The 14,336-nt window shown below is 44.3% G+C and carries 11 protein-coding genes and 1 pseudogene; 4 read left to right on the top strand and 8 right to left on the bottom strand.

Annotated elements, in window-relative coordinates:
• From AC1DM9_RS04840 to AC1DM9_RS04810, 7 genes are all read right to left on the bottom strand, one after another.
• The gene (locus AC1DM9_RS04840; RefSeq protein ID WP_477578834.1) at positions 1–1,590 is read right to left on the bottom strand and encodes a DUF4091 domain-containing protein; all 1,590 of its coding nucleotides are present in this window, start codon (positions 1,588–1,590) and stop codon (positions 1–3) included.
• Positions 1,591–1,620: 30 nt separating this feature from the next.
• Positions 1,621–2,586 carry a metallophosphoesterase family protein gene (locus tag AC1DM9_RS04835; protein WP_477578832.1) on the bottom strand — a complete coding sequence of 322 codons (966 nt, stop codon included), beginning with the start codon at positions 2,584–2,586 and terminating at the stop codon, positions 1,621–1,623.
• 180 nt (positions 2,587–2,766) lie between these two features.
• Positions 2,767–4,371 carry a response regulator transcription factor gene (locus tag AC1DM9_RS04830; RefSeq protein WP_477578830.1) on the bottom strand — a complete coding sequence of 535 codons (1,605 nt, stop codon included), beginning with the start codon at positions 4,369–4,371 and terminating at the stop codon, positions 2,767–2,769.
• A gap of 78 nt (positions 4,372–4,449) precedes the next feature.
• Positions 4,450–6,177 carry a sensor histidine kinase gene (locus AC1DM9_RS04825; protein WP_477578900.1) on the bottom strand — a complete coding sequence of 576 codons (1,728 nt, stop codon included), beginning with the start codon at positions 6,175–6,177 and terminating at the stop codon, positions 4,450–4,452.
• 119 nt (positions 6,178–6,296) lie between these two features.
• Entirely contained in the window at positions 6,297–7,820 is a 1,524-nt protein-coding gene (locus tag AC1DM9_RS04820) for an ABC transporter substrate-binding protein (RefSeq protein ID WP_477578828.1), read from the bottom strand.
• A 53-nt stretch (positions 7,821–7,873) separates the two neighbouring features.
• Positions 7,874–8,764 carry a carbohydrate ABC transporter permease gene (locus AC1DM9_RS04815; RefSeq protein ID WP_076267726.1) on the bottom strand — a complete coding sequence of 297 codons (891 nt, stop codon included), beginning with the start codon at positions 8,762–8,764 and terminating at the stop codon, positions 7,874–7,876.
• 37 nt (positions 8,765–8,801) lie between these two features.
• On the bottom strand, positions 8,802–9,731 hold the full coding sequence (locus AC1DM9_RS04810; RefSeq protein ID WP_445253854.1) for an ABC transporter permease: 930 nt from the start codon (positions 9,729–9,731) through the stop codon (positions 8,802–8,804).
• A 275-nt stretch (positions 9,732–10,006) separates the two neighbouring features.
• Here AC1DM9_RS04810 and AC1DM9_RS04805 point away from each other — a divergent pair, with 275 nt between their 5' ends.
• The 3 genes and pseudogenes from AC1DM9_RS04805 to AC1DM9_RS04795 form a co-directional block, all read left to right on the top strand.
• Entirely contained in the window at positions 10,007–10,909 is a 903-nt protein-coding gene (locus tag AC1DM9_RS04805; RefSeq protein ID WP_477578825.1) for an alkaline phosphatase family protein, read from the top strand.
• Positions 10,902–11,870 carry a metallophosphoesterase family protein gene (locus AC1DM9_RS04800; protein WP_477578823.1) on the top strand — a complete coding sequence of 323 codons (969 nt, stop codon included), beginning with the start codon at positions 10,902–10,904 and terminating at the stop codon, positions 11,868–11,870. Before AC1DM9_RS04805 ends, AC1DM9_RS04800 begins: the two co-directional genes overlap by 8 nt.
• 52 nt (positions 11,871–11,922) lie before the next feature.
• A pseudogene (locus tag AC1DM9_RS04795) lies at positions 11,923–12,102 on the top strand (SpoVR family protein); the annotation flags it as partial.
• 75 nt (positions 12,103–12,177) lie between these two features.
• On the opposite strand, the gene AC1DM9_RS04790 reads toward AC1DM9_RS04795, so the two are convergent.
• Positions 12,178–12,741: a Uma2 family endonuclease gene (locus AC1DM9_RS04790; RefSeq protein WP_477578821.1), complete on the bottom strand. Its 564-nt coding sequence runs from the start codon at positions 12,739–12,741 to the stop codon at positions 12,178–12,180.
• A gap of 162 nt (positions 12,742–12,903) precedes the next feature.
• Here AC1DM9_RS04790 and AC1DM9_RS04785 point away from each other — a divergent pair, with 162 nt between their 5' ends.
• Positions 12,904–14,334 (top strand): SpoVR family protein, encoded by a 1,431-nt coding sequence (locus AC1DM9_RS04785; protein WP_477578819.1) that lies wholly within the window; start codon positions 12,904–12,906, stop codon positions 14,332–14,334.
• Positions 14,335–14,336 lie beyond the last annotated feature (2 nt).

Here is a 14,336-nt window from a genome sequence, read left to right as displayed (position 1 = left end):
TCAGATGGATGCGGCTTCGAGCAATCGTCGATGTACTTGCTGAAATGCTGCTGCATCGGTATTTGCTTCTGTAAAGCTTGTCATGCAGGAGTTTACTAGCTCATCCGCTATTTTACGGTCAGCTTGAGCTATCTGTTGAAGCAATTCATAATCCTCAATGCCCATCCTCATCGACTCCAGCCTCATACTTAGCCAAGGTCCATCCGTACCCGGATAGACGATATGAGTATCGCCGGCAGGCACCCTTTTGGCGTGAACGCTTGGAGCAAGCATGGGATTTGTCAATTCAAATGGATCCTGGCCTTCCAGGTAATAATTCAATCCCCAATGTAGATAGCCATTCATTTTGTATAAGTAATTGCCCCAGTGCAAAAATCTTGTTTTGAGAAGAGGAATATCTAGAAAGCGATTCATATAATGACCGCCTGGGTTCCAGCATGTATAAAACCATAGCGTATCGCCGCCAGCCTGGATTCTTTCGTAAGCCGATTTGTTGCGATCATAGTCCCTATTCGTTGGTACCCAAATATCTAATGCTCCTTCCAGTTCCGTATGAATGATTGCGTCAATAAGTGGAACCCCCGGCATGAACTTTCTAACTATGCCTGCCAAGACCCGATAATCTTGAGCCGACTCTTCAAGCGGTTCATCAGCAATATGCTGTACGGTTAAGCTCAACCAGCCATTAGTGGCAAGGAACTTGTTCCAGGAAGATAGATATTGCGATATAAATGTATAGCCTTCCGGGCTTGTTGCTTTTATGTTGGTATCATAGTTTAAAACGAAAAAAGAATCGTCCCAGCCTCTTCGACCAGCTATATGCCCGCCTTCTATACGGGTGAAGCCCAGACCTAAAAACATTTTGATTAACGTCTCGACACGTGAGAAGTCAAATTCATAGCTTCCGCTTCCCTTTTCCTTGATATCAACCAATTCCATGCCGACTAAGAAATGAGTTTGACGAGTCCGGCGCATCGCTTCTCCGTATTGGTAAACCATGTTCCAGAAGGGCTCCGACCATTTTTCGAGGTTATGCCACTTTGCAATATTTCTAAATGAGAACCAATTCGTAATCGACAGCGTTTCCTCTTTGGCAACTTTAGCTTTAAAGACCTCTATTTCAACAGGAATGACATAGCTATTGCCATCAATATGAAAACGGAGCTCTCCGACATGCTGATGTGGATTTGCGGATTCGTCCACTTTCCAGCAAACATATAGGGCATCTTTCTCAGCACGCGCTTGGAATTCCTCGCCGACCGGCTTTAGAGCATCGTACACACGGAACGGCGCAAGTCGTGTTACATAATCGGCTGGAGTGCCTACAGGTACGGTGGAATAATCAGGCCCTGTATTCTCATTCACCTGAACATCAATGAGCTGATACATGGAAGTATTCTTCACAAATTCAGACTCGGCCGAGACATATTCCCATGTTATTTTCGCATTAGAAGGGAGTCCCTCCAACAATATTTGGCAGCCAACATAAGTGCCTCGCGCCGTCTCTAGATTAATGCTTCTCGCCCCTGCATCTGATAATTCAGTATCCGGATAAACCCACTCATTCACATCGAATATTTGCCAATTCATCAACAAGCCTCCTCGCACAAGCTTTTATAATTAGTCGGACTGGTTCGGATAATGCTCAGGCAAAACCGCAATCGTTCCGTCATTTTGGCGAATCCATGTATCGAAATTCCGCTCGCCTGCCTTTAATCGGATAACTCTTGCTCCCGTTTGAAAATGATCCTTGCGGACATTATCCACATAACTCACATATCGCGTAGATCGGCCGTAACAAAGGCGGATAGCATGCAGCGTTCCGCTAAAGTCATTCGCATGATCATGACCAACAAACGTCCCCATTACATCTCCCATCTCCACCATCGCCGAGAAGAAACCGGAATTTATAACCGGTGCGCTTACTCCATCAAAGCAGTGTCCCAGACAAGTCTGATTATTCCATACCTCTTGATACTCCGGCAGAGGAATATGAAAGAACGCCAATGCTGGTAAGGGCGAATCATTGTTAATGGACGACAATTTCTGCGATTCGGAGACATACCATTCAATTTGATCTCTTCGAATCCAGTCATAGCCGCCAACCGACGGGTTAGAAGAATAATCACCGCTGTCGAGGAAATACAAAGCAGCGGCCGTTTCATCATTTTGGTCAAGAAGAGTAATGATATAATTACCAGACCCGCTTACATTCGGTGGATCGGCTTCAGCGACACAGTAGCTGTGGGCTAGCTGTTCTTCATGCATTTGCTCACGAGAAACGGCTCCTTCTGAATCATGATTGCCGAAAACAGCTGCCCATGGTATGCCGCTCTCCTCCGCTACCGCGACAGCATCGCGTAAGGATTGAATCGGATCATTTCCTCTGGCGCTAGCTGTAACATCACCGGCAAATACGATTAGATCCGGCTTCTCTTGTTTGATAACGCTTTCCATTGTCTCTCTTGTCAAGCGATTAAATTCCGGTGTATCCGGGTCATAATCTCCCGCGTCTATAAACTCCACATCGGAGAATTGGACAATGACGAAGGTACCATCCTCACGAAATTTCATTTTATTGCTCATCCGGCTGATCTCCTTTCACTGTAAAGAATGCTGTACTTGAATTGTATGAACACAGCCCATTTCACTCTACCAGAATAATGACTATCTACTAACAGACTGGTGACTTCATTACTTTCTATAAGCTGCGGCAAAAAAAAAGCCGCCCAATTAATCGGGCGGCGATGAAAAACAACGAACAATTCAGCTATTCGAGCTGCCTGAAAGCTTCCTAAACTGCTGGGGGTTCGCTTGATAGACACGCTTGAACATTTTAGAGAAGTAGGAAAAGTTACTATATCCAATCGATTGAGCGATCTCTGAAATCGGCATTGTCGAGCTGGCAATCAACGCTTTGGCAATCCGCATCCTCTCGTTAAGCAAATAATCTGTAATACTCATCCCTACCTCCTTTTTAAACAAACGGGAGAGATAAGCAGGATTGAGATGAACGTATTCTGCGAGCATTTCCCGGGTGATATTCTCCCTGAGATGATCAGCAATAAATGCTTTAAGACGCGGAATGACTGACTCTTCCTGAAAGAGATAGCAATATACCTTTTGAATCAGATTTATACCCCACTCTTCCATCTGCTCTAGCGTACGCGGAGGCGCTTTCATTTGAGGGACGCTAGTGTCTTGAAGCAGTTGATGGGCAGAGAGACCTTTCTTCTGCAGCAGGTAGTGAATCATCTGCAGAAATCCCTGATAATAGGCTTGCAGCGCGTTTGCACCAAATCGTCGATCCGAAGCCAGCTCCTGAAGACTATTCCTCAGCTGCTGAACCAGTTCTTTTTCTTTGCCGTTTTCGAGCAGCAGCGCCCAAGCCGTAAAGTCAGGCAAGCAAGGATCTGGAAAAGGATCTGGACTCTGCTTGCTAAGCCAGTTCAGTTGATTGGACTCACTGAGATTATTGTACTCCATGGACAACAGCGTCTTATACATCACCGTTAACTCATGCAGTCTCACAGGCTCACCGATGTAGCAGGATACCGTACAGTTTATGTATTGACTGCAAGCATCAATATACATATTGCATCTATCACCAATACGATCACGAAGCGTGGACTCCTCTTCCGGTGAGAAGTAGAGGATCGCCAACGTGACACCGTTCTTGGTCTGAACGACCTCTCCTCGTGAGTCGGCAATCAACAGCTCGGAGGATGATTGACGAATGGCGTACTCCATCACTTCCTCATCCCGCGTGCTGAGTTCCCTCTTCCAATTTTCTACGCTGACTATGACTGGAAGCAGTCGATCATCCGGCTTCAATGTTATGCCGTACTCAGCTGGCAGGCTGCAGTTGTCATTCTCTCTAGCCACAATACGTTCTGACAGCAGATCGTACCAGAAGCGTTCGCTAAGCAGCGTCTTTTTTTTGTTCCACAACTCATAATATGGCTTGTATTGTTCGCTCTGTACCAGTTCTGCACTCTTCTTATTCACACTAAGAATAGCTTTCCGGATCGCTTCTTCCAAGACTTCATATTCCACAGGCTTCATCATATAGTCAAAGCTGCTGAGCTGAACGGCCCGCTGCATAAACCTAAAATCGTCGTGAGCCGTCAAGAAGATCGTCTCCGTATTCGGGGAATTCTCGTTTACCCACTCTAGCAATTCGATTCCTGTGTTTTTCGGCATTTCGATATCACTAATCATGATTTGAATTTCTTGCTCCTGAAAGATCTTAACAGCCTCTCTCATGTTATAGGCATCGAATACCGCAGAGACACCTAGTGCATCCCAGTTGATTGCATCCTTTATCCCCATGACGGAGTACATCTCATCATCAACAATCAGAACCTGCAAGCTCTTCGCCTCCTGCTATCATGATAAATCTATTGGAATCAAAAACCTGTCTATTATAATCCGAGCCAACGCTATACCCTAATCTACTGGAGCCTCGACAGGAATCTCCAACTCTATTAGAGCGCCAGAGTCAGCGCAATTATCGAATTCCAAGCGAAAGGTGTTGCCGTAAAGAAGCTGCAAGCGATGATAGCTATTCCAGATGCCCAAATGCTGGTCATTTGTTTTATGGAAATAGCGACCACTCCGTAAGGAGTCCAGCAGCTCTTGCGAGAATCCACTGCCGTTGTCAACAATCCGAATGCGGCAACGTTTTTGATCGGTATCTATTATGGAATGAATCTCAATATGAAAAGGATCATCCATGAAGTCGAAACCGTATTTGATTGCATTCTCGATAAAAGGCTGCACGATCAGGGGAGGAATCTGTACCTTCTTCGAGTCCTCATCCATCACAAACCGATAGGTTATCCTTTCGGGAAAGCGGAGCTGCTGAATACGCAAATAACTGTCCATATGTTCCATCTCTTCGGAGAGAGTAACAAACTGCTTGCTCGTTTTGGTCGTAAAGCGAAAGTATTTCACTAGATTAAGGCACATCGCTTGAATTACGGAATAATTTTTGAGCTGAGCAAGGTTATAGACCACATTAATGCTGTTGAGCAGGAAATGCGGATTAATTTGCAGCTGTAAATGCTTAAGCTCCGCCTTATGAGCTCGAATATGTTCTTCATAAACGTTAATTTTCAGTTTTTGAATTTGATGCGCCATGTCATTGAAGGTTTCATTGACCATATAAAACTCCCTAGAAGGAGAATTGTTCAGCCTATATGCCCAGTCCCCTCTTTTGAGAGTGCGCATGCCTTTTATTAAGTCATTCATCGGCCTGAGAATAATACCGTTAAGATAAATCAAATAGAGAGAGAGCATCACAACGGCAAATACCGGAATCCAAGCAATAATCATACGAAAACGAGCAAGATTATGAAGCATTCGCTTTTCCGGAATGAACGCAGCCAGCGTAACATCTGTTGATATAATTGGATTACTGACGACAATGTAGGTATCTTTTTCTCCCATAATCCTCTGGTATTTCTCGTAGAAGTCAATAAGAGGAGGATCGGCGAAACCGCCAACATCGAAGCTTCCGGTGATCAGTTTCCCCTCACTATCCGCAAGAGCAGCAAAACCTTCTCTTCCCAGCTGAATCAGATCCAGAGGAATCATCAGCTTTTCCAGGCGAACCCATGCTCCCAAGTATACACCAGCACCCGAATCCACAATGCGTACCAAGCCATGTATGTTACCAGAGCTAACTACCCTCCACCCTGAAAATAACGGGCTGCCAGGCTTTACTGTGTCAAGCAAGTCCTGAAGGCCTTGCTTGATGGCCAAATTTTCATCGTAAGAGGCTGTTTTGATATTGGTATGAATCAGATCAAGATATGCGTTAGAATAGGCGAACTGAATATCTACAGTGCTGTCAAACCGATTATATCGGCTTAAGCTGTTCAGGATCCGCATCTTGGTCAATGTATATTCGTTAGAGTTGTAGACCATCTTGTTCAATGACAGAATATCCACATCCGCGGTTGCTAAATCGTATAGAAAATTAGTTTCTATGCCAAGCGCAGTCTGGATCTGGTTAGAATATAGTGTGATCATACTTTTGCTCGACTCCGCCGCTTGTTCTCGTACGGAATTGGAGGCCGTGTAATTACTGTAAAGCAGCAGACAGACTAGAGGCAACGTAATGGTAATAAAGCCGACCGTTAACTTGAAACGCAAAGAGCCTTTAGGATTCATCACAGTTCTTCCCCTATTCCTTCATGTCGGTATACCTTTTGCATTTTATTATGGCATATCTCATCAGGTTGGAAAAGAAGGAGGAGTTGGAGGTTTACTCTCCAACTCCTGCATATAACTTATTTCGTATTCGCTTTGGCCCACTCGTCTAGCTGGTGCTGCTGTTCTTCCAAAATTTTCTGGTATCCCGCAGCATTACGCTTAGCTTTATACTTGGCAATTGTTCCTTCCACATCATCGACAGCACCTGAGTTCAGAACCATCTGGAACTCTTTATCTACGTTACCGACTGCAGCCTTCTCAGCCTTAACTGGTGCCTCATCGAAGGTAAAGCCAAGAGCGATAGAGCGTTCGGAACTTTCGTTGAACTTCTCGAATTGTTCCCACTTGTCAGCGTCTTCGTTTGCCCACAGGTATGAGATGAACTGATTTCCGAACATCCAACCGCCTGGGCTCGGGTAGCCTTGTGTCTCAGCGGTTACGCCTTCTGGATAATCAATGACGTTGTCTGCTTTTTTAACATAGTGCGTACCTTCAATTCCCCAATCCAGCATATTAAGAAGTTTAGCATCCGTATACAGCATATTAAGAAACATCATTGCTCTCTCAGGATCCTTGGAAGTACGGGAAATCGATAGCAATGCTCCATTTGCTTCACCTGTTGTTGTATAAGGTAGAGCTGTCTCAACTTGTACGAGCGGCAATCCCATTGTTACAGACATTTCTTTATCTTTACCAGGCTTCAATGATGAACCGATTGCAAAGGCTTTGCCGGCTTTCATCATGTTCTCTGCTTGACCGCTTGAATCTGAAGTCATAACATCCTTATCGAACCAACCATTAAGATTCCATTGTCTCATACGCTTAAGAAAATCAATAAATTTAGGGTCTTCTAGGGTATCAATAGCTTTCAACTCTTTGCTGTCACGTGAAATTATACCGCTATCGTAATTAGCTGCTCCCCAAGTGTTTGCAAATTTATTACTAACAACGGGTACTATACCTTGTTCTTTTTCTTTAATCACTTTAAACATTTCTTCCATTTCCTCCAGAGTTTTAACTCCTTCAGTATTGAATTTATATTTATCAACCAATTCTTTGTTTAGAAGGAAACCAAAACCTTGTGCGAATTCCTTTTTGGTAGGAACGCCATAAGTCTTGTTGCTAATTTGTGCGCCTTTCATAAAATCATCGCCCAAAATGGCAGGGATATCTTTACCGTGTTTTGCAATGAGATCTGTCAGTTCTACAAATTGTCCTTTGGATACGTCTAATCCATAACCAAACCATCCGGCAGTAAAGATGAGATCAAAGGATTCGCCGGAAATTTTCATCAGGTTAGTCTTGTCTGTCCAAGAGCCCCAATCAATCGGTTTCAATTCGATAGTTGCGTTGATTTTTTCTGTTAAGTATTTGCTCATTTCATCCTGAACAAGCTTTAGCTCCTTAGGCACAGCACCAGGATAAATCAATGTAATTTTGTAAGGCTTGAGACTTGCAGCATCACCAGTCTCATTGGATGGTGTGTTATTCGTATCCTCTTTTGGAGTGTTGGAACCTCCTGTTTTGTTCTGTGCGCATCCGGACAGAACTAGCATAACAATGATGATCAGGGTTAATCCGATTTGCAGCTTTTTCTTCAACGTAACCAATCCCTTCTTCTCTTTGTTTTTATCGGAAACCTAGATGCGTATTCTTAACCTTTAACCGCACCGCTGGTGATACCGCTGATGTAGAATTTTTGAAAGAATGGATAAGCGACCAGGAGCGGCGCGACGCCGATAATGGCGAGTGCCATTCGAACACCTTCGGTTGGCATTTTGGAAAGAAGTTCGCCTACTTGACTGGATGTATCCGCCTTCATAATTAGAAACTGTACATTATTTAGCGTCTTGGTCATAAGGTACTGGATATTCATCAAATCTGGTTTATCGATAAACAGCATACAGTTGTACCAGTCATTCCAATAAGCTAACAAATTGAAGAGGGCGACTGTCGCCATAATTGGAGCTGAAAGCGGCACCACTAGCTTCATGAAGATAGTCAGCTCGCTCGCCCCGTCGATCGTGCCTGACTCAACGATAGATTCTGGTATCGTGTTGGCAAAAAAACTACGCATCAACAAAACGTTAAAGGCACTCAGTAATAGATTGGGTATAATCATGCCAAACAGTGTGTTTTTGAGCCCAATCATTGTCACATAGGTGATATACCAGGGCACCATGCCTCCACTAAACAACATCGTGAAAAATAGAAGAAATGACATCGTGCGGCGCAGCGGCAAGTCTTTGCGTGATAAAGGATAAGCGAAGAGCGCCGTTATAAACAAGCTGACCGTTGTTCCAATAAGAGTTACGAGAATGGTTACTCCATAAGATCTCGCAATCTGACCAAAGTCATTAAATAAGAACTGATAAGAGGCGAAATTAATTTTGCTTGGAATTAAGCTGTATCCGTTCTGGGCAATAGAACTCTCATCTGAAATGGAGACCATGAATACTAAAATGAACGGGAATAGTGACGCTATGCTGAAGAGCACAAAGAACAGATGGATAAGTGGAGATCGCAAACGTGATGTAACTGGCATCTGCTTGATGCCTCCTCTCTTTATGAATTTTTATCGATTAGAATAACGCGTCATCCTTGCTGATTCGGCGAACTGCGAAGTTTGCCCCTAAGATCAAGAAGAAGCAGACAACAGATTGATAAATACCAGCGGCAGTCGACATTCCAATGTCTCCACGCTCAATCATTGCTCGGTAGACAAATGTATCGATCGTATTAGTTGTAGGCATTAACGGACCTGAGTTCATCGGTACTTGATAGAATAGACCGAAGTCTGAACGCATAATCGAACTGATCGCTAGCAGCGTCATGATGATAATCATTGGCGAGATGAGTGGAATCGTAATCCGAGTCATCTGTTTCCATTTGTTAGCGCCGTCGATGGTTGCCGCTTCGTAAAATTCCTTATCAATACCGATAATGGCCGCAAAATAAATAATTGCCAAATAGCCGACATTTTTCCACGCATTCACAATAACCAAAATATATGGCCAATAATCCGGCTCATTGTACCAAGAGATCGACTCGGCGCTAAACCATTTGTCTAACTGTCTATTGATAAGCCCGCTATCGGTATTTAAAAAACTGTATACCAGATAAGCGACAACTACCATTGAAATGATATGTGGCAGCAAAAACGTGCTCTGGTAAAAACGGGTGATGACTTTATCTTTGATCTCGTTGACCAACAGTGCGGCAAGAAGCGCAAAAGTGGTATTCACAACGATGAAAAACACGTTATACATAATCGTATTTCTCGTTATCAGAAAAGCATCGGGAGAACTGAACAAAAACTTAAAGTTGTACATTCCAGCCCAAGGACTGCCCCAAATGCCATCTACATAGTTCAGTTCCTTGAAAGCTAAGATGACTCCGTACATAGGAATATAATTGTTTAAAATCAAGTACGCTAGCCCGGGGACCATCATAATGAGTAAAGCCCTGTATTTCTTTATATTTTTTTTGAATGTTCGCATTCGGCTACTCATAGTTGTGGATGTATCGTTTGATGCAAACGCCGTCATAAGGCTCACCCTTTCATGTTGTCGTTCTCTGTCTCTCATTATAGTGGGCTGTTAATCAAGTGAACTACTATAATAATGACATATCTTTATCACGCTAATGACTAGTTGTCTCAGAGCATGAATTAGGATATTGACGGTTATAACGGGTGCTCTTATGCTAAAAGCGTGAACTGGTCGTGCCGTTTCCTATTAATGGAATACACGTCCTTCACGAGAGATTTAATATGAGGGAGTGAAAGATGATGAAGCAAACTAAGGCTGTACAGCGGGTATTTATTCTTGGAATGGATGGTGCGGGTAATTTCGTACAGCAAGCAGACACACCGAATCTAGATGCTTGGCTTCCACGTGGAGCCTACACCTTTGATGCCAAGGCGGAAATGCCGACGATCAGTGCAGAATGTTGGGGATCTGTGCTTCATGGGGTACAGCCTGACAAGCATAAATTAAATAATGAGAAGGCGGCAACACTATCCTATCCGAGTGATTCTCCCTTTCCTTCCCTCTTTCGACTAGTAAGAGAACAACAGCCAGAGGCTAAGCTTGCTTCCTTTAGCAGCTGGAGTCCGATTAACTCCGGTATTATTGAAGATAATCTCGGCGTACATAAAGTTTCTTTGCCGGATGCGGAGCTTGTCTCTTCTCTTCTCGTATACATGGAAGAGAATCAGGACGTTCGTCTGTTATTTCTACAATTGGATGAACCGGATGGCTCTGGACACCGTTACGGCTACGGAGATGATTGTCCGGAGTATTTAGCTGCGATAACTACTTGTGACGAACTAATCGGCAGTGTCTTGAAGCGATTAGAGAAGTTAGGTCTTATGGAAGACAGCTTAGTTGTACTTCTCACTGACCATGGTGGAGGCGGTGATAACAAATACAGCCATGGCAGCGCCCATCCAATGGACCGTGACGTATTCTGGGGCTGTATCGGACCTGGGATTAATAGCGGTCTTCTAAAAGGACCTGTATCCATTACAGATACAGCTGCAATTGCTGCACTTGCGCTAGGATTAACCTTGACTCAGCAATGGGATGCTCGCTTACCAGAGGGATTGCTTGATGACACATGGGCATCCAAGAGCATTACTATCGTCGATAGCAAAACAGCTTCCGCTGAGGAGTCCCACAATGGCTAAGTCGCTGCGGTTTCGAGAAGATGGGAGCTTCAAAATTGTGCAGTTCACAGATCCCGAATTTTCTTCATACGAAGCGGAAGAACAAAGGATGGAAGCTATGATGCTAGATATCCTGAAAGACGAGCAGCCTGATCTGGTCGTCTACACAGGAGATATCATCGCTTCAGCTGGTCACCCTAACCCGGTAGTCGCATTTCGACGCGCTTGCTCAGTGCCTGAGAGCTTGAATATCCCTTGGGCTGCTGTGTTCGGCAACCACGATACGGAAGGAACCGTCACGCGTGAGCAGCTTCATGCGCTGCAGCTGACCTATCCGCATAATTATGCTAAGCCTGACCCACCTGGCATTCATGGCTCCGGTAATTATGTCCTTACCGTAGAAGGTAAAGAGCGCGAAACGGCCGCAGCCCTTTTTTTTCTGGATTCAGGCAGCTACTCTCCGCTGGAATATAGCAGAATGGGCTATTATGATTGGATTCGCCGTGATCAGATTGATTGGTACACACGTGAGTCCTATCGACTTACCGGAAGCAATGGCGGAACGCCGCTGCCCTCCCTCGCCTTTTTTCACATACCGCTTCCTGAATATAACGATGTATGGGACTTCGGTGTCTGCTACGGAGAGCGTAATGCTCCTTTCTGCTGCGCACCTTGGGTGAATTCCGGTTTCTTCGCAGCTATGATCGAGATGGGCGATGTCATGGGCACCTTCGCTGGCCATGACCACGGTCACGATTTCTGGGGCGATTGGCATGGCATCCGTCTTTGCTATGGCCGCACGACCCGAAACGCATACCTGGATCGGCCCTTTTTAACAGGAGCGAGGGTCATTTCCTTGAAAGAAGGAGAACGAAGCTTCGATACTTGGCTGCACTTAGAGGATGGAACGGTCCTGTCAGAGCAGCCTAAGCATGAACCTGAGGGACGTACACCGGAGAATGTTGCTATTTACTTAACATAAGCAGCACCGATTCGATAAGAATCTATATTATGGATTCGCTCAATCGCAGGCCGCTGACGCCAAGCGTTTTCCGCCATGGCCAGAAAAAGATCTCAGCTGGTTCATTGAGGAATACTCCCCTACTCTGGAGGATTGGCAGCGCGACATTCTATCTATGCTTCGTGATGAGATGCTCTACTTCTGGCCGCAAATCATCGAAACAAAGATTATGAACGAAGGCTGGGCTTCCTATCGCCAAGGTGCTTAGATATCGGAGAACAAAAATAACCGGTCGAGAGTGTATCTCGCCGGCTGATTGTGTTTGTTATTATAGACTGAATAGCGTGTTCATAGGCACTTGTAAATCTTTAAAGACGATGGATTGGATCGTTTCCTGCTCCGTATATAAATGACGCACCTGGTAACTGCCATCCTGCAGCGCATATACATGAACCGTTCGATTTCCAGGATCGACAATCCAATATTCCTGTACCCCATGCTTTTGATATAAGTTGAACTTCTCATTAAAATCCTTCAATGCAGTCGAAGGCGACAGCACTTCAATGATTATTGTCGGCGCACCGTGACAGCCGTTCTTGGATATTTGGTCCTTAGAACAAACAACCGAGAGATCAGGTTGAGTGACTTGATCTGGTGATTGGTACTCTTCACTTTCACTGAAAAACACATCAAATGGAGCCACAAACACATAGCAACTCCGATTCTGGAAGAACGTCCGTAGGGCGAAATGAAGCTCTCCTACAATAAATTGATGCAATGAGGTCGGAGCTGGAGACATATTATAGGCTTTGCCGTTAATTAACTCCCACGTTCCGTCCCATGTCAGCCAATCTTGATAGGTATGAATTTTCTTCTCATCTGGATTTGACACAATGTTCGACCTCCTTCTGATTTTGCGTGTGAACTTTTGCTTTACTAATTGTACCATGACCAAATGGATCGTTGCTAATTTTTACACGTTCATTATCAATAGTATTACCCGATTATTAGCAGTGTTTCACCTATCTCACAAATTCTGATAGGGGGTCCAACAATGACAATCTTGGATATGAGGGCATTGGAATATGCTATTGATGAAATTACGGAGATTGCTACTGGATTTGGTCTTGATTTCTACTCTATGCGGTACGAAATTTGTCCATCCGACATCATTTACACATTCGGTGCTTATGGCATGCCTACCCGCTTCAGTCATTGGAGCTTCGGGAAGACATTTAACAAAATGAAAATGCAATATGATTTCGGGCTAAGTAAAATTTATGAGCTCGTCATCAACTCTGATCCTTGCTATGCCTTCCTACTAGATAGTAACTCCCTCGTTCAAAACAAGCTGATCGTCGCTCACGTTCTCGCCCATTGCGACTTCTTCAAAAACAACGCCCGTTTCTCCAAGACAAATCGGAATATGGTCGAGAGTATGACATCAACAGCAGAACGGATTCGTGAATATGAAATGGTTCATGGATCCTTAGCTGTGGAACAGTTCATTGATGCTGTCCTTGCGATTCAAGAGCATGTAGATCCTTCGATTGTGAAGCCTTACCAAATGCCTAAAGAAGCTTATGTGTCTTCCTTGAAGAAGCAAAAACCCTCCACATCAACAACGATACAAACGCCCTATGATGATATTTGGTCGCTGGAAATCTCAAATAATATGCCAGTTAATCAAGATCAACCTATACGCTTCCCTCCTCAACCGGAAAAAGATATTTTATGGTTCATTGAGGAGTATTCTTCTATACTAGTGCCGTGGCAGCGTGACATCTTAACGATGCTGCGAGATGAAATGCTCTATTTCTGGGCGCAGATGGAAACGAAGATTATGAATGAAGGCTGGGCAACTTTTTTCCATCAACGGATCATAAGAGAACTGGATCTAAGTGACGATGAAACGATAGAATACGCTAAGCTGAACTCCTCTGTGGTTCAGCCTTCGCGTCATACACTGAATCCGTACTACCTTGGATTGAAAATATTCGAGGATATCGAGAAGCGTTGGGATAACCCGACACCTGAGGAAAGAGAACGGTTCGATCGATTACCAGGACGCGGCAGAGAAAAGATGTTCGAGGTTCGGGAGCATGACCACGATATATCGTTCATCCGTAACTATTTAACCAAAGAATTGGTCAAGGAACTGGATTTATACGTCTTTGAGAAGAAAGGTCCGGAGTGGAAAATTACGGACAAATCATGGGAGAGCATACGTGATCAACTCGCTTATTCACGAGTGAATGGCGGCTTCCCATATCTGGTTGTGAAAGACGGGGATTATTTGAGTAATGGTGAGCTTTACTTGTTTCATCAGTTCGAAGGCGTGGAGTTAGATTTGAAGTATGTGGAGCGGACACTGCCTTATGTTTATCAGTTGTGGGGAAAGGCTGTTTATCTGGAGACGGTTGTGGAAGATAAAAGTTTATTGTTTACGTATGATGGGAAGAAAGTGAGTAGGAAGTTTATTTAGTT

The sequence above is a fragment of the Paenibacillus sp. 01T431 genome (genome assembly GCF_056398625.1).
This window is presented reverse-complemented; position numbering and strand designations above follow the sequence as displayed.

Bases quoted from the DNA above. Each gene is read 5' to 3' on its own strand.
- AC1DM9_RS04800 (WP_477578823.1), top strand. From the start codon at position 10,902: ATGGCTAAGTCGCTGCGGTTTCGAGAAGATGGGAGCTTCAAAATTGTG.
- AC1DM9_RS04835 (WP_477578832.1), bottom strand. From the start codon at position 2,586: ATGAGCAATAAAATGAAATTTCGTGAGGATGGTACCTTCGTCATTGTC.
- AC1DM9_RS04810 (WP_445253854.1), bottom strand. From the start codon at position 9,731: ATGAGTAGCCGAATGCGAACATTCAAAAAAAATATAAAGAAATACAGG.
- AC1DM9_RS04815 (WP_076267726.1), bottom strand. From the start codon at position 8,764: ATGCCAGTTACATCACGTTTGCGATCTCCACTTATCCATCTGTTCTTT.
- AC1DM9_RS04825 (WP_477578900.1), bottom strand. From the start codon at position 6,177: ATGAATCCTAAAGGCTCTTTGCGTTTCAAGTTAACGGTCGGCTTTATT.
- AC1DM9_RS04840 (WP_477578834.1), bottom strand. From the start codon at position 1,590: ATGAATTGGCAAATATTCGATGTGAATGAGTGGGTTTATCCGGATACT.
- AC1DM9_RS04785 (WP_477578819.1), top strand. From the start codon at position 12,904: ATGACAATCTTGGATATGAGGGCATTGGAATATGCTATTGATGAAATT.
- AC1DM9_RS04805 (WP_477578825.1), top strand. From the start codon at position 10,007: ATGATGAAGCAAACTAAGGCTGTACAGCGGGTATTTATTCTTGGAATG.